Source organism: Microbacterium sp. NC79 (genome assembly GCF_019061125.1).
GTDB lineage: Bacteria > Actinomycetota > Actinomycetes > Actinomycetales > Microbacteriaceae > Microbacterium.
On sequence record NZ_JAHQYI010000001.1, the window covers coordinates 1553182 to 1570680 of the forward strand.

At 64.0% G+C, this 17499-nt stretch carries 15 protein-coding genes and 1 other RNA gene; 4 read left to right on the forward strand and 12 right to left on the reverse strand.

Annotated features, from left to right (window positions below; genetic code table 11):
* Positions 1–50: 50 nt before the first annotated feature.
* Positions 51–650, forward strand: a complete 600-nt coding sequence (locus tag KTJ77_RS07005; protein WP_217337714.1) for a hypothetical protein — start codon at positions 51–53, stop codon at positions 648–650.
* A gap of 4 nt (positions 651–654) precedes the next feature.
* Here KTJ77_RS07005 and KTJ77_RS07010 read toward each other — a convergent pair whose 3' ends face one another.
* Genes KTJ77_RS07010 through KTJ77_RS07020 form a run of 3 tightly spaced genes read right to left on the reverse strand, consistent with a single transcriptional unit; the run spans position 655 to position 5260 of the window.
* Entirely contained in the window at positions 655–3642 is a 2988-nt protein-coding gene (locus tag KTJ77_RS07010) for a bifunctional [glutamine synthetase] adenylyltransferase/[glutamine synthetase]-adenylyl-L-tyrosine phosphorylase (protein WP_217338379.1), read from the reverse strand.
* Between the two features lie 11 nt (positions 3643–3653).
* Positions 3654–4994 (reverse strand): type I glutamate--ammonia ligase, encoded by a 1341-nt coding sequence (gene glnA, locus KTJ77_RS07015; protein ID WP_217337715.1) that lies wholly within the window; start codon positions 4992–4994, stop codon positions 3654–3656.
* Between the two features lie 29 nt (positions 4995–5023).
* Positions 5024–5260, reverse strand: a complete 237-nt coding sequence (locus KTJ77_RS07020) for an SPOR domain-containing protein (RefSeq protein ID WP_254367388.1) — start codon at positions 5258–5260, stop codon at positions 5024–5026.
* A gap of 63 nt (positions 5261–5323) precedes the next feature.
* Between KTJ77_RS07020 and ppgK the strand changes: the two genes are divergently transcribed.
* The gene (gene ppgK, locus KTJ77_RS07025) at positions 5324–6076 is read left to right on the forward strand and encodes a polyphosphate--glucose phosphotransferase (protein ID WP_217337716.1); all 753 of its coding nucleotides are present in this window, start codon (positions 5324–5326) and stop codon (positions 6074–6076) included.
* On the opposite strand, the gene pxpB is transcribed toward ppgK, so the two are convergent.
* From pxpB to KTJ77_RS07050, 5 genes are all read right to left on the reverse strand, one after another.
* Complete coding sequence (gene pxpB / locus KTJ77_RS07030) at positions 6073–7668, reverse strand: 5-oxoprolinase subunit PxpB (RefSeq protein ID WP_367948856.1); 1596 nt, start codon at positions 7666–7668, stop codon at positions 6073–6075. The two genes, ppgK and pxpB, sit on opposite strands and share 4 nt — an antisense overlap.
* Positions 7665–8411: a LamB/YcsF family protein gene (locus KTJ77_RS07035; protein ID WP_217337717.1), complete on the reverse strand. Its 747-nt coding sequence runs from the start codon at positions 8409–8411 to the stop codon at positions 7665–7667. The genes pxpB and KTJ77_RS07035 overlap by 4 nt, the downstream gene beginning before the upstream one ends.
* 32 nt (positions 8412–8443) lie before the next feature.
* Positions 8444–8798, reverse strand: an RNA gene (rnpB, locus tag KTJ77_RS07040) — RNase P RNA component class A.
* A gap of 256 nt (positions 8799–9054) precedes the next feature.
* Complete coding sequence (locus tag KTJ77_RS07045; RefSeq protein WP_217338381.1) at positions 9055–10665, reverse strand: cation acetate symporter; 1611 nt, start codon at positions 10663–10665, stop codon at positions 9055–9057.
* Positions 10666–10667: 2 nt separating this feature from the next.
* Positions 10668–11006: a DUF485 domain-containing protein gene (locus KTJ77_RS07050; protein ID WP_217337718.1), complete on the reverse strand. Its 339-nt coding sequence runs from the start codon at positions 11004–11006 to the stop codon at positions 10668–10670.
* Positions 11007–11144: 138 nt separating this feature from the next.
* On the opposite strand from KTJ77_RS07050, the gene KTJ77_RS07055 reads away from it, so the two are divergent.
* Positions 11145–12005, forward strand: coding sequence for a LuxR C-terminal-related transcriptional regulator (locus KTJ77_RS07055; RefSeq protein ID WP_217337719.1), 861 nt, complete (start codon positions 11145–11147; stop codon positions 12003–12005).
* An 11-nt stretch (positions 12006–12016) separates the two neighbouring features.
* Here KTJ77_RS07055 and KTJ77_RS07060 read toward each other — a convergent pair whose 3' ends face one another.
* From KTJ77_RS07060 to KTJ77_RS07075, 4 genes are all read right to left on the reverse strand, one after another.
* Positions 12017–13672, reverse strand: coding sequence for a bifunctional 3'-5' exonuclease/DNA polymerase (locus KTJ77_RS07060; RefSeq protein WP_367948900.1), 1656 nt, complete (start codon positions 13670–13672; stop codon positions 12017–12019).
* Positions 13673–13728: 56 nt separating this feature from the next.
* On the reverse strand, positions 13729–14439 hold the full coding sequence (locus KTJ77_RS07065; RefSeq protein ID WP_367948857.1) for a zinc ribbon domain-containing protein: 711 nt from the start codon (positions 14437–14439) through the stop codon (positions 13729–13731).
* Between the two features lie 79 nt (positions 14440–14518).
* Positions 14519–15346, reverse strand: coding sequence for a hypothetical protein (locus tag KTJ77_RS07070; RefSeq protein WP_217337721.1), 828 nt, complete (start codon positions 15344–15346; stop codon positions 14519–14521).
* Between the two features lie 230 nt (positions 15347–15576).
* The gene (locus KTJ77_RS07075) at positions 15577–16194 is read right to left on the reverse strand and encodes a SatD family protein (RefSeq protein WP_217337722.1); all 618 of its coding nucleotides are present in this window, start codon (positions 16192–16194) and stop codon (positions 15577–15579) included.
* A gap of 120 nt (positions 16195–16314) precedes the next feature.
* Here KTJ77_RS07075 and KTJ77_RS07080 point away from each other — a divergent pair, with 120 nt between their 5' ends.
* The gene (locus KTJ77_RS07080; protein WP_217337723.1) at positions 16315–17490 is read left to right on the forward strand and encodes an aminotransferase class I/II-fold pyridoxal phosphate-dependent enzyme; all 1176 of its coding nucleotides are present in this window, start codon (positions 16315–16317) and stop codon (positions 17488–17490) included.
* Positions 17491–17499: the final 9 nt, after the last annotated feature.

Sequence of the window (17499 nt, forward strand, 5' to 3'; positions counted from 1 at the left end):
CCCGACATCTCAATTTGATCCTCTGATTAAGTTACGCCAGGGTAAGAGGCATGACTTCTCGTATTGTCTTCGCCGGCGCGACCGCCGCCCTCCTGCTTGCTCTCACCGCCTGCGCAACACCCGCTGCTGACACTGTCGCCGATGACCCCACAACGGCGCCTGAAACCTCGGCAACGGAACCATCGGCGCAGGCCCCAGCAGAAGGTTCCGCGCCGGAGACGTTCACGTGGGATCACCTCACCAGCTGCCACCAGATCGGCGCTCCCGTTGTGGAGTACACCGCCGGCCTCACCCTGGTCGACGAGTACTTCTCGGAGTACGAAATCCAGTGCGACTGGGAACACCCCGACCCGGTGGAGTGGGAAGACCTACGCACGGTCTCGATCAGCTTTGCCGTCAATGAGTTTGTCTTGACCCACGATCAGCTCGCCATGACCGAAAGCCTGATCGCGCACCCCGATGCTGCGCTCGAAGCTCTCGGCGGAATCGCATACAGCATGGACATGCAGACCGCGATTACCGGTGTCACCGGCACAGTCGTCAGCGTTCCGGGCATCGACGTGACGGTGTCGGCGAGCGAGTTCGTCGAGCTTCCCCCGCTCCGCGACGCTACCGCCATTGCGGTCGCTAAGCAGCTGCTGGGTATTTAACGATCTACCCGTAAAACAGCTTCTCGAAGACCCGACGGGACCGCCGCGTGGCGCCGAGGTAATCCTCCTCCACGCGCGTGGCGGACCGGTCAGGGTACCCCACGACGCGACCGATTCCGTCGAGCTGCTGGCGGTCGCCTGGCAATACATCTGAGGCGCGCCCGGTGAGCAGCGTGATCGCGGAGCGTAACCGCGCAGACAACTCCCACGCCTGCATCAAACGGGTCGACGACGACTCGCTGATCAGGTCAGCCGCGACAGCCGCGGCCATTGCCCGCACGGTCGAGGTCGTGCGCAGATCAGGCACATGCCACGCATGCTGAAACTGCAAAAGCTGCACAAGCCACTCAACATCGCTGATGCTGCCGGGCCCCAGCTTCAAATGCCGGGAGCGATCGACGCCCTGCGGGAGCCGCTCGGCTTCAACACGCGCCTTAATGCGCTTAATCTCGCGGGTTGCTGCCAGGTCCGGTTTTTCCGGATACCGCATCCCGTCCGCGAGCACGGTGAACTTTCTGATCAGTTTCACGCTGCCTGCAATGCCACGCGCGCGCAGCAGCGCCTGAGCCTCCCACGGTTGCGACCAGCGCTCGTAATACTCCTCGTAGGCCTCGTAGGAGCGCACCATCGGCCCTGATCGTCCCTCAGGGCGAAGGTCAGCGTCAAGCTCCAGCGGTACGCGGTGGTCTTCGCTATGCTCACGAAGTTTGGCGACCAGCTGTTGCGACAACTCGTGCGCGCGCTGCGGTTCGACGCCGTTCGCGTCGTAAATGAACATCACATCGGCGTCGGAACCAAAAGTGAGTTCGGCTCCCCCAAATCGACCCATCGCGATGACGGAGAAATCGAGGTCATTATCTTCAGGCGGAACCACTTCGCGGCGTACCGCTCGCAGGCTCGCTTGAATCGTCACCTCGGTGATCGTGGTGAGCGCAGCCGCCGTTTGTTCAAGCGTGATGACGTCCAACATCGACGCCATCGCCGTGCGCAACAGTTCGCGGCGACGCAGTGCACGCACCGATTTCATCGCGTCTTTCGTCGTCTCATGGCGCGACTGAATCGCGCGAGCTTCTTCCTGCAGCACAAACCCGGCGCGTGGTTCCAGCCCATCAGCCTGATCCAGCCACGCAACGGACTCCGGGATCCACTCCATCAGTTCGCCCACGTAGCGGGAGCCGGAGAGCACCCGGGTCAAGTGCTGCGCCGCGACAGAGGAATCGCGCAGCATGCCAAGGAACCAGGGCGAATCACCGAGACGTTCAGAAATGCGCCGGAACGCGACCAGACCGTAGTCGGGATCGGCTCCTTCGCTGAACCACCTGATCATGATCGGCATCAGGTGGCGCTGAATCGTCACCTTGCGGCTGAGACCCGTGGTGAGCGCTTGAATATGGCGCAGGGCGCTGGCAGGGTCACGGAACCCGATCGCCGCGAGACGATCATGCGCGTGCGCCGAGGAAAGCGAGCGTTCGTCTTCGCCAAGCGACGCCACCGCACTGAGAAGTGGCCGGTAGAACAGGCGCACATGGATCTCGCGCACCTCGCGTTTGATTGCTTCCCACACCGCGATGAGCTCGCCGCCGGTCACCGCGAGCTTCGACGCGCGCGCAATGAAGCGTTGGCCCTCTTCAGTACGGGGCATGAGGTGGGTGCGTCGCAGGTTTTCCAGCTGCAGCCGATGCTCAATGACGCGAAGCTGACGATAGTGCTGCGCAAACGCAGCCGCATCGTCACGACCGATGTAGCCTTCGGCTGCCAGTGCGTCAATGGCGCCGAGCGTGGATCGCTCCCGAATCTTTTCATCAGAAAGGCCGTGCACGAGTTGCAAGAGCTGCACGGTGAACTCGATGTCGCGCAGTCCGCCCGGGCCCAGCTTGATCTGGTGATCAATGTCTTCTGCCGGGATGTTGTCCGTGACCCGCTCGCGCATGCGCTGCACGGAGTCGACGAAGTTTTCTCGTGCCGAGCTCGTCCAGATCTTGGGCTGCACGCCCGCCACGTAGGCGGCGCCAAGCTCAGCGTCACCCGCCAGGGCGCGTGCCTTCAGCAGCGCCTGAAACTCCCAACTCTTTGCCCACCGGTCGTAGTAGGTGAGGTGCGATTCCAGTGAGCGCACGAGCGCCCCCTGCTTCCCCTCCGGACGCAAGTTGGCGTCGACTTCCCACAGTGGTGGTTCCATCTCCATCCCGGAGATTCCGCGCATGAGTTGCACGGCAAGACGCGTCGCGATATCGATGGCGCGTGCTTCGGAGACCAGCTCTTCGTTCGCCGTGCCCGAGACGAAGATCACGTCGACGTCGCTCACATAGTTGAGTTCACGAGCACCAGCCTTGCCCATGCCGATGATGGCGAGGCGTGTCGCCTGCATCTCGGCGTGGCTGAACATCGCTGGCCCACCAATGCCGGTGAGCTTGGCGCGCGCGACTGACAGCGATGCCTCGAGGGCTGCCGCCGCAGCGTCGGCCAGCGCGGCAGCTACGGCGTCCACAACCACAACGGGATCAGCCGCGGCCACATCGAACGCTGCGATGCGAGCAACCATACGGCGATAGCGCACCCGCAATGCCAGCCACGCGGATTCGCTGCCGTCTGCGGCGAATCCATCGATGCTACCAACGGAGGCCAGCAGCTCGGCGCGCAGTTCGTCGGCGGTCGGCAGCGCATCGGGAACCAGCGCGAGATCGGTGAGTTCGTGCGGATGCCGCAGGTAAAAGTCGCCGAGGCCGGAAGAAACACCCAAGACGCGCCACGCGTTTTCGGCAGCGCTAGGAGATGACAGCACCTCGCGCACCGGAACCACGTCGCGGCGCGCAACGCGGATGAATCCGGTGAGCGCGCGGTCGGGGTCGGCAGCACCCGCCGCGCCATCGATGAGTTCGTCAACAGGCAGCCCCGTCAACGCGGCGAGCTCCTCCAGGAGCGTTGCCGCGTTGCTCAGCTCACTGAACCCGCGGCGTGCAAGGTCGCTGAGGCTCGTCGAGCGGCGCGACATCATGACGGCGCCTAAAGCATTTCGAGGTTGTTTGCCAGTTCGAACGGCGTGACCTGAGAACGGTAGTCGGCCCACTCCTTGCGCTTGTTACGCAACACGTAGCTGAACACCTGCTCGCCGAGGGTCTCGGCAACGAGCTCCGACTCCTCCATGTACTCGAGCGCGTGGTCAAGGCTTGCCGGGAGCGGCGCGTAGCCGAGCGCACGACGCTCCGACTCGGTGAGCGTCCAGACGTTGTCTTCTGCCTCGGCAGGCAACTCGTACTCTTCTTCGATGCCTTTCAGGCCGGCGGCCAGCATCAGCGCATACGAAAGGTACGGGTTGGCCGCCGAGTCCAGTGCGCGGTATTCCACCCGGGTCGACTGCGTCTTGTTCGGCTTGTACATCGGCACGCGAATGAGCGCTGACCGGTTGTTGTGGCCCCAGCAGACAAAGCTCGGCGCTTCGTCGCCGCCCCACAGGCGCTTGTACGAGTTCACGAACTGGTTCGTGACCGCCGTGATCTCGTTCGCGTGCTTCAGCAGGCCAGCGATGAAGTGACGGCCCGTCTTTGACAGCTGGTACTTGGCACCCTCTTCGTAGAACGCGTTCGTGTCGCCCTCAAACAACGACATGTGGGTGTGCATGCCGGAACCAGGCTGACCAGACATCGGCTTCGGCATGAACGTCGCATAGACGCCCTGCTCGATCGCGACCTCTTTGATCACCGTGCGGAACGTCATGATGTTGTCGGCCGTTGCCAGCGCGTCAGCGTAGCGCAGATCGATTTCGTTCTGGCCGGGGCCGCCCTCATGGTGCGAGTACTCCACCGAGATGCCAATGTCTTCCAGCATCCGCACGGACCGGCGACGGAAGTCATGCGCGGTTCCGCCTGGCACATTATCGAAGTACCCGGCTGAGTCGACCGGAACCGGTTGACCGTCGGGCCCAAGCTGTGACGATCGCAGCAGGTAGAACTCGATTTCGGGGTGCGTATAGAACGTAAAGCCCCGGTCGGCAGCCTTCGCCAGCGTGCGCTTCAGCACGTGACGCGGGTCAGACACCGCTGGCTGTCCGTCTGGTGTCGTGAGGTCACAGAACATGCGGGCAGTGGGATCTGTCTCGCCACGCCACGGCAGAATCTGGAAGGTCGCGGGGTCAGGGTTGGCGAGCAGGTCAGACTCATATCCGCGCGTCAAACCCTCGATAGCGGAGCCATCAAAACCCAGCCCCTCAGCGAATGCACCCTCGACTTCTGCCGGGGCCAGCGCAACGGACTTGAGAGTGCCAATGACGTCGGTAAACCACAGGCGCACAAACTTGACGCCTCGCTCTTCGATCGTCCTCAACACGAAGTCGCGCTGCTTGTCCATTCGCTTCCTCTCTTCGGGGTGATCCCAGACTACTGGTCTGACGAGCCCGCGCTTCCCCAGTTGTCTTCGGCTTCATCTTCGGCAGCCCACGCTTCAGCGCGACGTTTCACCACCGCAGGTGCGTCAGCCGCTTCAGCTTCAGTGGCAAACGGCCCAAGGCGGTAAGGCGACGGCGACTGCCGCCCCTTCTCAACCTCCTGCGTGAGGGTGTTGTACCAATACTGGTCGTCGGCCATCGGATCGACATAGGGTGCTTCGTTCGACATGTACGCCTCCTTCTCGCTTCGATACTAGGAGGCGGACAGCGTCCGCGGATATAGGCTGAGCGCATGAGTTCTCAGCGCGCCGTCGGTGTTGATATCGGAGGGACCGGCATCAAGGCCGGAATCGTTGATTTGCGACACGGTGAAATGGTTTCCGAGCGTGTGCGTGTTGCCACTCCCGAAGGTGCTGCACCGGCCGATGTGCTCACTGCCGTGCAGTCTGTGCTCGCGACCCTCGGCGTCGATGACGATCACCAGGTTCCGCTCGGCGTCGCCTTTCCGGCGATCGTGAAGCACGGTAAGACGCTGTCCGCGTCAAATGTGTCGCAGGACTGGGTCGGTTTCGAGGCCGAGAAGTTCTTCGAGAACGGGCTCGGTCGCGACATCCACTTCGTGAATGATGCCGACGCCGCTGGTGTCGCCGAGCACCGCTACGGTGCCGCGAAAGGCCGTGACGGCCTCACGATCATGACGACGCTCGGCACCGGCATTGGGTCGGCATTCGTGTATGACGGCGTGCTCATTCCCAATACCGAGCTCGGGCATTTGCAACGCAAGGGCGAGAAGATCGAGGCGTGGGCCGCCTATTCTGCGATGGAACGTGAGTCGCTGTCGTGGAAAAAGTGGGCTGCGCGTCTGCAAGTTTTCTACTCGCAGGTCGAGTTCCTCTTCTCCCCCGACCTATTCGTCGTCGGTGGCGGCGTCTCCAAGCACCCCGAGCAGTTCCTGCCGCTGCTTGACCTCGTGACGCCGATCGTTGCGGCAACACACCGCAATGCTGCAGGCATAATCGGTGCTGCCGCACTCGCAGGCGACTAACGCACGCGGAACCGCACCGTGGTTCCGGCTGGAAGCTGCGCAATGCGGTCAAGGTGCTCCGAAACCACGACCGCGATAACGGGGTAGCCGCCTGTCACCGGGTGGTCGGCGAGGAAGATCACAGGCAGACCATTCGCCGGTACCTGGATGGCGCCGCGAACAACCCCTTCGCTGGGGAGCTCGTCGGTTTTCTCGCGATCAAGCGGGGTGCCATCGAGCCGTACGCCGACGCGGTCCGATGTGGCTGAGACGGTGAAGGCCGCCGCAGTGAGGGTGTGACGTGCTTCGTCGGTGAACCAGTCATCGCGCGGGCCGAACGTCACGTCGATCGTCGCGGTGTCATCGGGGCTCGCAAGCGGCGTTGGCTCCGGAACCACGACGGTGACGGCGGTGCGCGGTTGCGTTGCCGAGATGGTGAGGCGTGAGCCGGCGCGCAACGGTTCCGGGCCGAGGCCGGAGAGCGTGTCGGTGGCGCGCGAGCGGAGGGTAGATGGTTGCTCCCAGCCGCCTCGAACGGCGAGGTAGGCGCGCACGCCGCGGGTGGCGTAGCCGATACTGAGGGTGCTGCCGGCAGCAATGGCGGTGGGTGCGCCCGGCACAACATCAATTTCAGTGTCACCGGTGACGATTGTGGCAGGCGCGTGTGCGCCGGTCAGGGCGATGACAGCATCAACGGCGAACGCCAGTTCTGCACCGCCGATGGCGAGTTCGAGTGTCGCCGCGGTCGGCGGATTTCCGACGGCCTCGTTGGCAGCGCGATGGGCGGCCCGGTCGGCTGCACCGCAAGCCGTGACGCCTTCGGCTGCGTGACCTGGCCGGCCAAGGTCCTGGATGAGGAGCTGGAGTCCGGGGCTATTCACCGTGACACCAACGACCTCGTGGTACGGCTGCGCGGTGGGCACGGGTGTGGTGGGTGCGCTGGCAGGCGCGCTGGGCGCGGCGATCGCGGGTGCGCTGGCGGACGTAAGGCTGGGGCGCACGGCGCGGAACCGCACCGCGTCGCCCGGATGCAGCAGCGCGGGCTGCTCCCGCTGGCTGTCCCACAGTGCGGCGTTCGTGTGCCCAAGCAGTTGCCATCCGCCAGGTGTGGCACGCGGATAGACGCCCGAGAACTCCCCTGCTAAACCAACGGCACCCGCAGGCACCCGCGGCCGCGGCGTCGCGCGTCGCGGCACGTGCAGGCGTTTATCGGGCGCGACCAGGTACGCAAAGCCCGGGGCGAAGCCCGTGAACGCGACGCGATAGTCCAGCGACGTATGAATGCCGACGACTTCTTCGGGCGATAGGCCGAGCGTCATCGCCACCTCGTCGAGATCATCGCCGTCGTAGACAACGTCAATGTCGATCGGCCGGAGCTGAATCTCCGAGGCCGCGTGCGTGCCAGCAGAATGGAGCCACTGGATGATGTCCGCTGCCGCCGCATGCGGTGCGAACGAAACGAGGATCGTGCGGGCCGCCGGAACCACGTCAATGATTCCCTCGGGCCGAGGCGTGGGCAGACCCACGAATGCGGCCATTGCCTCGCTCAGGCTCGAATATTCGGCGAGCACCGCACGGCGCCCGACCGGCAGAATACGCTTCGGTGTGGTCACCGTGCCGCAACGGTGACGCCCGCCGCCTCCAGGGCCGCGCGGGTGCGGCTGGCCATCTCGAGAGCTGCCGGACTATCGCCGTGCACGCACACCGAATCTGCGCGCAGCTCGATGGTTCCGCCATCCACCGTCTCCATCACGCCCTCCGTGACAAAGCGCACAATACGGGAAGCTGCGGCATCAGCATCGTGCAGCACCGCATCCGGCTGCGAACGCGGAACCAGGGTGCCGTCGGCACGATACCCGCGGTCGACGAATGCCTCAGCAATGGTTCCGATCCCCCGCTCATTCGCCCACCGCAACCCCGCGGAACCCGCGAGCCCCATCACGGGAAGGGCGGGTGTCACGAGCGCCATCGCATCGTAGACCGCATGCGCAACCTTCTCGTTGGTCGCCATCGTGTTGTACAGCGCGCCGTGCGGCTTGACGTAGGCAAGGGGCGTGCCTGCTGCACGAGCGAGCCCATCGAGGGCAGCGAGTTGGTAGGCGACGTCGGCGGTGAGCTCGGCGGGGGCCATGTCGATGTGACGGCGGCCGAACCCTGCGCGGTCACGGTATGACGGGTGAGCGCCCACGCGCACGCCGGCGCTCGCGGCGGCCCGGAGGGTTGCCATAATGCCGATCGGGTCACCACCATGAAACCCACAGGCCACATTGGCGCTCGACACAATCGCAAGCATGGCGGCGTCATCGCCCATCGTCCAGGCGCCGAAACTCTCGCCCAGGTCTGCGTTCAGATCCATATGTCTACCCTGGCACGCGCCCGCGGAAGTTAGGAATGGGTCGGCCGATACGCCGGGTTCTGTTCGGGGATTACTCCCTCTGACGGCCATCTCTCTCGGCGCGACGTTGCCGTAGCGCTCTAGCAACCTACCCGGGGACTCGGCGAGCCGCGTCAACATCCCCTGTCTGGTCTTGCTCCGGACGAGGTTTACCTCGCGAGTCATGTCACCATGACCCCGGTGGTCTCTTACACCACCCTTTCACCCTTACCGAGCATGCTCGGCGGTCTACTCTCTGTGGCACTATCTCGCGGATTTCTCCGGGTGGGCGTTACCCACCGTCCTGCCCTGCGGAGCCCGGACGTTCCTCGGTGCGGTTACCCGCAACGCGACCGTCTAGCCGACCCATTCTTCATCTATCGTATCGCTCCCCTGGTTCCGTTCTGTCCGCACCCCCTCAGCCCATGGTTCCGCTCTGCCTCGCCGGCGCCCGTGTCGTGAGAACCAGAGAATGCTCCGAGAACCAGAGATAGAAGCCGATCCGGTATGTCTGCGAGCGCAATCCCTCGTTCTCGCGACACGGAACCATGGGTGCGGAACCACGGCGGCACAAAAGAGGGCCGCTGGCGAGAAAACTCCCGCCAGCGGCCCGTGGTTGCGCTTCTTAGTGTTCGACAGCCTTTTCGGCGCCGTAACCGGTCAGCGAGCGAACTTCCATTTCGGCTTCGAGCTTGCGGTCTTCGATGCGCTGATCGACAACCGAGCCCAACCATCCGAGGAGGAATCCGACCGGGATCGACACGATGCCCGGGTTCTTCAGCGGCCAGACAGCAAAGTCGACCTCACGGAAGACGCTGTCAGGCTGACCGGAGAACACCGGCGACAGCACGATCAGGATGAGCGCCGCGGCGAGTCCGCCGTACATGCTCCATACCGCGCCCTGGGTGGTGAACTTCTTCCAGAACAGCGAGTAGAGAATGGTCGGGAGGTTTGCCGATGCTGCGACGGCAAAGGCGAGAGCGACGAGGAACGCCACGTTCTGACCCTGCACGCCGATGCCACCGAGAACCGCGAGCACACCGATCACGACAACAGTGCGGCGAGCAACCTTGACTTCACCGTCGGCGGAGTCTTGGCCCTTCTTGATCACGTTCGAGTAGATGTCGTGGGCGAACGACGCAGCTGCCGTGATCGTCAGACCAGCAACGACCGCGAGGATCGTTGCAAACGCCACAGCCGAAATAAATCCGAGCAGCAGCGGGCCACCGAGCGCGTTTGCCAGCAGTGGTGCGGCGGAGTTCACTCCACCAGGGGCGTTCTTGATGACGTCCGGGCCGACGAGCGCCGCAGCGCCATAACCGAGCACAAGTGTCAGCAGGTAGAACATGCCAATCAGCACAATCGCCCACACCACACTACGACGTGCTTCCTTGGCGGTCGGAACCGTGTAGAAGCGCATCAGGACGTGCGGCAGGCCGGCAGTACCGAGCACAAGCGCGAGACCAAGCGAGAGGAAGTCAAGCGGGTTCGAGCCGTACTGAATACCCGGCGCAAGAATTGCGTCAGGCGGTGTCGACGTCGAGTGCGCGACCGCGTTGGCGAGCAGCGTGTCCAGGCTGAAGCCGTTCAACGCCAGCACCCAGATGGTCATGACAATCGCGCCACCGATGAGAAGGAACGCCTTGACGATCTGCACCCAGGTTGTGCCCTTCATGCCACCGATGAGCACATACACAATCATCAGCACGCCGACCACAGCGATGACGATGGACTGACCAATCGTCTCCTTGATGCCCAGCAGCAGCGACACCAGTCCGCCGGCGCCGGCCATTTGTGCGAGCAGGTAGAACAGGCAAACGGCGAGGGTCGTGATGGCGGCAGCCATACGCACGGGGCCCTGCCTGAGGCGGAAAGACAGCACATCAGCCATCGTGAACTTGCCGGTGTTGCGCATCAGTTCTGCGACCAGCAGAAGTGCGACGAGCCACGCCACCAGGAAGCCGATCGAGTACAGGAACCCGTCGTATCCGTTGATGGCGATAGCGCCGACAATGCCGAGGAACGACGCCGCTGACAGGTAGTCGCCGGCGATGGCAAAGCCGTTCTGCGGGCCGGTGAACGAACGACCGGCCGCGTAGTAGTCGGCCGCCGACTTGTTGTTGCGGCTCGCGCGAATCACGATGAACAGGGTCACCGCGACGAAAGCGCCGAAGATCGAGATGTTTAGAACCGCGTTGTTCTCAACGGGTGCCGCCTCAGCGGCGAGAATCAGCATGCTCACTGCTGACCTCCGATCGCTTCGAGTTCTTCACGGATGGCGCGCGATTGCGGGTCCAATTTGCGGTTTGCGTACCAGACGTACCAACCCGTAATCGCGAAGGTCGTCACGAACTGCAGAAGCCCGAGAATGAGACCAACGTTGATGTGACCAATGACGGGGGTCGCCATGAAGTCATGGGCGTACGCGCCGAGCAGTACGTAAGCGAAATACCAAACCAAAAAGAAGATCGCGAGAGGAAAAACGAAACTGCGGTGTGACTTACGAAGAGTTGCGAACCTCTCCGACTCCTGGATCTCGACGTAGTCGATCTCTGTTGTTGGCGGTGAATCGGTCATGGGGCCTCCTTGCCCTACTCCGGTTAAGCGGCATCTTTGCCGCCAGCCCGCGCTACCCATTGTTGGTAAACGCGTAGGATGTCAACCTAGAGAAAAGCAACTTCTCGTGTCACCCCCCGAAAGTTGGTATCAATGCCGATGACTGACAATTCGCCTAGTGACGACGACGCCGTCGCGAAGGCTGTCAGAAGCCTCGCCGCTCGCACCAACTTTCCCGTCGCCTTTGGCGGACTCATTGCAGACGGCGAAGTGCAGGTCAGGCATGTCTTCGGTGCGCGCACCCGTTTTCTCGAGGATCTGCGTGTTATGCCACAGCGCGGCCTCGGCGGTCAGGCCGTCGCCGAGCAGCGCCCGCGGATGACATCGGACTACCGTTCGAATCCCCGCATCACTCACGACTATGACCGTCAAGTTCTCGGTGAGGGCATCGCGACCCTTTTGGCGGTTCCGGTGGTCGTCAATGGCGAGGCCCGCGGTGTGCTCTACGGCGGAGCGTGGGATGCCGCCAGCATGAACGGCGTCATTGCTGCTCCGGCGTTTCAAGTCGCAGAAGAACTTGCCACCGAAATTCGCATCCGCGACGAGGTGCGTCGGCGGCTGGCGCGCACAGCGTCCAGTGCGCCGATTGGAACCATGACACCGGCGCAGCGCGAAGAGTTGCGCGAGAGCTATGCCGAGTTGCGGTCACTGAGCGCGGCCGTCACCGACCAAACGTTGCGTACACGGCTGGAGGTCATCGAGCGCCGCCTTGCTGGTCTCTCGGGGCTGTCAGGCGAGCAGGCGCCGGTCGGCCCGACAACCGATATTCACCTCTCGCCGCGCGAAACTGACGTCTTGGCGTGCGCGGCGCTCGGCTCCACGACCGCAGAGATCGCGGCGCAACTTGGCCTCAAACAAGGAACAGTGAAGGCGTATCTCGGTACGGCGATGGCGAAGCTAGACTCATCAACGCGGCATGCCGCCGTCACAAAAGCCCGCCTGTTTGGGCTGCTGCCGTAAGTCGCTAGGCGCTACTTGCCGGCGTTTTCGGCAATCTTCAAATCGAGCGGAAAATCCAGCGGGAACGTGCCAAACAGGAGCGCGGCGGCCCGATCTGCGGCGTCCCTGACGACCTGCGCGGAGGCTTCTGCGAGGTCTTCTGGCACGTGCAGGATGACTTCGTCGTGAAGAAAGAACGCGAGATGCGGAACCCGTGCGAACGTCGCACCGGATGGTTCCGTCGCGGGTCCACTTGTTTCGCCGAGCGCGACGAGTCCGCGGCGAATCTCCGCGAGCCAGGCAAGCGCCCATTCCGCGGCGGTTCCCTGCACGATGAAGTTTCGCGTGAACCGGCCACGGTCGCGTGCCGAGCGTCGCGCACGTTGCTCAGCACCAGGGTCAGCGTCGACGTCTGTGGCGGCTCGCTGCACGGTCATCCAGTCTGCGCTGACCTGCGGTGACGAGCGACCCAAGAGTGTGGTGACGGTGCCGCCATCTTCACCGGTTTGTGCGGCGTGATCGACCTTCGCCATCGCTAGCGGGAACGCGCGCCGCAGGCGCGGCACCAGCCGACCTGCTTCGCCCGTCGTTGATCCATACATCGCGCCCAGAACGGCGATCTTCGCTTCTTGGCGGGTAGCGACGATGCCACGGTCCACGAGACCCGAATACAGGTCATGGCCGCGCGCGGCATCAGCCATCGCGAGGTCGCCGCTCATCGCGGCGAGAACTCGCGGCTCAAGCTGCGCAACGTCGGCGATAATCAGCCGCCACCCCGGTGCGGCGCGCACCGCGGTGCGAAGCGCTCGCGGAATCTGCAGTGCTCCGCCACCTGATGACGCCCAGCGCCCGGTGACCACACCTCCCGGCACGTAGACGGGTCGAAACCGGCCGCCCTGCACCCACTCGTCGAGCCACGCCCACGCGTTGGCGGAGTACAGGCGGGACAGCTTCTTGTACTCAAGGAGCGGCTCAATCGCGGGATGCTTTTGCTCTTCAAGCTCCCACTTGCTCGTGGATTCAACGAGGATTCCTGCGCGGTGCAATGCGCGCAGGAGCTTGGGCTGGCTATCAAGGCTGACGGTCATGTCACCGAGAAGTTGGCGCACCTCTTCAGCGCGCTGCAACATGATGGACGGCGCACCGCCTGCGGCCGGCCGCTCCCCCAGGGTGTCTGTGAGCATCTTTTCGTGCGCAGCAACATCCCATGGGAGCCCCGCGCTTCGCATCTCGGCCGCGATGAGAGCACCGGTCGATTCTGCGACGGTGAGCAGTCGCAGTCGCCCGTCTGCGGCGTTCAGGATCGCGCGCTGCCTGTCGAACTCCGCGCGTATCTCTTGCGGATCGCCCGGTACTTGGCGTGGTCCTGTCGATGCGAAGTCAAAGAGTGCTTCCACGGGCCGCTCCGGAGGTTCCGGTGCTGGCGATACATCCCACGCCACCGCGCGCCGCAGCTCGTCACCAGCCGCGACGAGCGCGGAGTCACGCAAAATCGCGTGACAGAGCCTGAGATCGTGTGCTCGGGCAACACGAACACCGGCGTTCAGGAGCGCGGGATAAACGAGGGCGGTGTCGTTGAACACCCAGCGCGGCGTCGCGTGTTCATGTTCGCGTACCCACGCGGGCCAATCGTTCGCCGAAAGGTGTGCGGTGTGTTCTTCGCCGTTGGCCCCGATGAGCGTGGCGATGTAGTCAACGCCGTTGCGGGCGGTGAGAATCCAAACCGGGTCGCCGGGTGACGGGCTCAGAGCCCCGACTCCTCCGTGCGCACCATGATTGCACCACAGCTCGGGCAGTTGGCGATTTCGTGCACCGATGTCGCGCGCACTTCTTGCAGGTCAGTCGCGTTCAGCACCATGTTGCAGGCGCCGCACGTGTTGCGGGTGAGCAGGCCCGCACCAACGCGGTCATACTGCTTGGCAAGGGCCTCCGGAATGCGGCCGACGACGGCAGCGCGGTCGCGGGCAAGCTCGTCGAGTTCGCTCGTCATTTTGGAGATCAGCTCACGCGCTTCCGCGGTCAGGCGTGCACCCTCTTCATTGGTGACATCGATGACGGCCTTCTGCTCATTGACGGCAGTTTCCGCTTCTTCGAGGCGCTCCATGATGACGAGTTGAGCATCTTCCAGGTCGCTCAGTCGCTTCGTGAGGGCAGCGATCTCGCTCTCAAAGGCGACGGCCTGCTTGGGGTCAGAGGCCGTGGCGACCCGTTCCTGGTCGCGCTGTCGACGCGCCGCGGCAACTTTCACGTCGCTTTCGAGGCGGCTCAATTCCAGCGCCACATCGTCTCGCGCACCGAGGCGCTGCGACAGTTCCTGGCTCTGGCCCTGCTTTTGTGCCGTGAGCTCGGCAATGCGAGCCGCCTGTGGCGGGTTCTTGCGGGTTGATTCGGCCACCAGAATGCGGCGGTCGAGGTCAACAAGGTCGAGCAGGATGCGCTGGTCAGCTGGGGTCACGTTCACTCTTCCAACCTACGGCAGATTGCCGGAATCTCGGGAGTGTTCGGCAACAATGGTTCCAGTCGTTACCGCACCGTCAACCGGCGACCGTTGCTGCACCGACGATCAGGGCGATCCCACAACCGGCGAGGGACCAGCTCAGCAGGCTGCCGACGAGAAATTCTTCGGCTTTCGAGCCAATACCGCGATCGGCGTTGATCTCGGGAAAACGCACGATGCCTTTGCCCGCCATGATCGCCGCGATGATGCCGAGCGCACCTGCCAGACCAAGCGCAACGATCGCCCACCGCTCCAGCGGGCCAATCCAGCGGCCACCCCGCATCGTGGAGATCACACGGGGTGCGGCAGGCTCGGGTGGCATGACCTGCACGCGCGCCCATCGCCACTTTCCCGCAACAATCCACGATCCGGCTGACACCTCAGGCTCAGTGGAACGTTCGGCCGTGTGCGTATCGGCCCGGCGAGCGAGGGTTAGCGTCGCCCGCACGATGACGTTCGCGCTGTGGGCAAGGAACACGGCAACCGCGACCGCCATTGTCGCAACGGTTGGCGAGATCACGGCACCCGTCGCCGCCCACGCGTCAGCCCACGACGGTTGCACGAGGGTCGCGAGTGTCGGAACCAGTAGGAGCGCCGCGAGTGCGGCCGCCAGAAGAAGGCCAACGGGAATCACGAGGCGTGCGGCCCACCGGCTGGCGAGGGCGAGCGCCCACAGCGCGGCCACGACAACGAACGTAAGCGCGACCCACCACGGCGCGGAGAATCCGGCGATCAGAACGATCGGCCAGCCAACGAGAGCGACAACCATGACGCCAACCGCGAGCGGGCGCGTACGCGCCGATTGCCACACCAGCATCGTGAGGTCGGCGATGGCGATCGTCAAAAGCAGTAGGGCGGCAATCATTGGTGTCCTCCACGCCCCACCGTAAGCGGTGGTCCTCACATTGCTCGGCGATCTGCTTATGTTTTCGAATTATTAGCACATCGCTTATCGCTGGCTCGTGGATACCGACCGCGCTTCAGGCACGCGCGGCGACAACGGAGACCACGTGGCGACGCATCAGGCACGGGTGCTGCGCCACGCGGGCCGAGCTAGCGGGCCATCGCCACGACGCATCAGTCACCCGCCGCGCTTCAGGCACGCGCGGCGAGCCACACCTCGTAACTCTGCGCAAGGGTTGTGGCTCCTGACTTCTTCGCGGCCTGCGAAACGGCGGCTTGAGTAATGCCCTCGCTATCGGCAATCTCCCGCTGGGTTCGGCCAGATATCAGTTGCAGCGTGATGCGCTTCTCGCGGGGCCGCATTGCCGAGATGAGGTGATCACGCAACAGCAGACTGACGTTCGCTGGCACGCTCCCCTCCCCCTCAACCCAGGTTCTGGTTCCGCTGCGCGCACCGCGCTTCTCTGCCTCCTCGATGGCGTTGCGCGCGCGCCACCAGGCATCACCGTCAAGCACGGGACCGGTCGCGCCGGGGCCAACCTCGCGTGAATCTCCGACTCCGATGCCAAACCGAACGTCGACGGCATCGGCGAGGGCCAGGCGCACGAGGCCCGTGGCGGCACATGCGTCGTCAAGAGTGCGGTAGATCACCTGAAACTCGTCGGCAAACGTCGGCCACGCCGTGCGCACGGGCGCAACCACCTCGTTAACCTGCGCGAATGCATCGGCGATGGCGCGCTGCGCCGCCACGCGGTCCTCGAGGTTTCGCGAACCGACCACATCAAGAATGACCGCCGCAACATCATGCATGACATAAGTTTATCACTTATAACTTGAAGATATAAGTGAATAGCTAATGCACGAACGGCTGCGTGCGGAGAGGCATCACTAGGTACCGTAGACGTACGTCGCTATCGAAGGAGTGTGCCCGTGAAACTCGCCCAGCGCGCGGCCAATGCCGAGCCCTTCCACGCTCTCGCCTTTGGGCAGCGTGCTGCCGACATTGAGGCGGCGGGCCACCATGTGGTGAAGCTCTCGATCGGCGAGCCGGATTTTGGTGCTCCTCCCGCCGTGCACGCCGCGATGCGCGAGGTGATGGATGGGCGCCCGCTCCCGTACACTCCGGCGCTTGGCCTGCCGCTCCTGCGGGAGACGATCGCGAACTACTACCGCACGAAGCACGGCGTCACCGTCGACCCCGCGCGCATCGCGATTACCGCAGGCGCATCGGGTGCGCTCCTGCTGGCGACAGCCGCGACCACCGATCCGCGCGATGAAGTGATCATCGCTGACCCGTCATACCCGTGCAACCGTGAGCTTGTACGCACGTTCGGCGGAACCATCGTTTCGCTCGCCACCGCGGCGGAGACCCGCTACCAGCTGGATGCTGCGAGCGTCACAGCTGCGTGGACTGAGCGCACGGTTGCCGTCATGGTGGCAAGCCCGTCGAACCCCACGGGAACATCGGTCACGACTGCCGAGCTCGACGCCGTCTGCACCCTCGCGCGCGAACGCGGGGCGTGGCGCATCATCGACGAAATTTACCTCGACCTCGCCGATCCGGCAGCCGATGGCACCCCGGCCCGCACGGCGCTTGCGATTGACCCCGACGCCATCGTGATCGGCAGCTTCTCGAAATACTTCGGCATGACCGGATGGCGCCTGGGCTGGATGGTGTTGCCGGAACCACTGGTTGAGCCGGTAGAGAAGCTTGCGATGAACTACTTTCTCTGCGCATCGACACCGGTGCAGCACGCTGCCGTCGCCGCATTTTCCCCCGAATCGGTCGCGGTCTGCGAAGCACGTCGCGAAGAACTGCACGAACGACGCACGCTGGTACTCGACGGGCTTGCGACTCTCGGCCTCGTGGTTCCGGTCTCCCCCGATGGCGCTTTCTACATCTACTTCGACGTGAGCAGCACCGGCCTCGACGCGTGGACGTTTTGCGAGCGCGCGCTCGATGAGGCTCATGTGGCGTTGACGCCTGGGCGAGACTTTGCGCAGGGCACCGCGAACACGCACGTTCGGCTGTCGTACGCGGCATCGCGTGAGGAACTGACCGAGGGGCTGCGACGACTCGGCGTGTTTCTAGCGTCCCTCCAGTAATAGCCTCGG

Excerpts from the sequence above, each read along its gene's own strand:
- KTJ77_RS07005 (WP_217337714.1), top strand. The coding sequence starts at position 51 with ATGACTTCTCGTATTGTCTTCGCCGGCGCGACCGCCGCCCTCCTGCTT.
- KTJ77_RS07010 (WP_217338379.1), bottom strand. The coding sequence starts at position 3,642 with ATGTCGCGCCGCTCGACGAGCCTCAGCGACCTTGCACGCCGCGGGTTC.
- glnA (WP_217337715.1), bottom strand. The coding sequence starts at position 4,994 with ATGGACAAGCAGCGCGACTTCGTGTTGAGGACGATCGAAGAGCGAGGC.
- KTJ77_RS07020 (WP_254367388.1), bottom strand. The coding sequence starts at position 5,260 with ATGTCGAACGAAGCACCCTATGTCGATCCGATGGCCGACGACCAGTAT.
- ppgK (WP_217337716.1), top strand. The coding sequence starts at position 5,324 with ATGAGTTCTCAGCGCGCCGTCGGTGTTGATATCGGAGGGACCGGCATC.
- KTJ77_RS07035 (WP_217337717.1), bottom strand. The coding sequence starts at position 8,411 with ATGGATCTGAACGCAGACCTGGGCGAGAGTTTCGGCGCCTGGACGATG.
- KTJ77_RS07045 (WP_217338381.1), bottom strand. The coding sequence starts at position 10,665 with ATGCTGATTCTCGCCGCTGAGGCGGCACCCGTTGAGAACAACGCGGTT.
- KTJ77_RS07050 (WP_217337718.1), bottom strand. The coding sequence starts at position 11,006 with ATGACCGATTCACCGCCAACAACAGAGATCGACTACGTCGAGATCCAG.
- KTJ77_RS07055 (WP_217337719.1), top strand. The coding sequence starts at position 11,145 with ATGACTGACAATTCGCCTAGTGACGACGACGCCGTCGCGAAGGCTGTC.
- KTJ77_RS07070 (WP_217337721.1), bottom strand. The coding sequence starts at position 15,346 with ATGATTGCCGCCCTACTGCTTTTGACGATCGCCATCGCCGACCTCACG.
- KTJ77_RS07075 (WP_217337722.1), bottom strand. The coding sequence starts at position 16,194 with ATGCATGATGTTGCGGCGGTCATTCTTGATGTGGTCGGTTCGCGAAAC.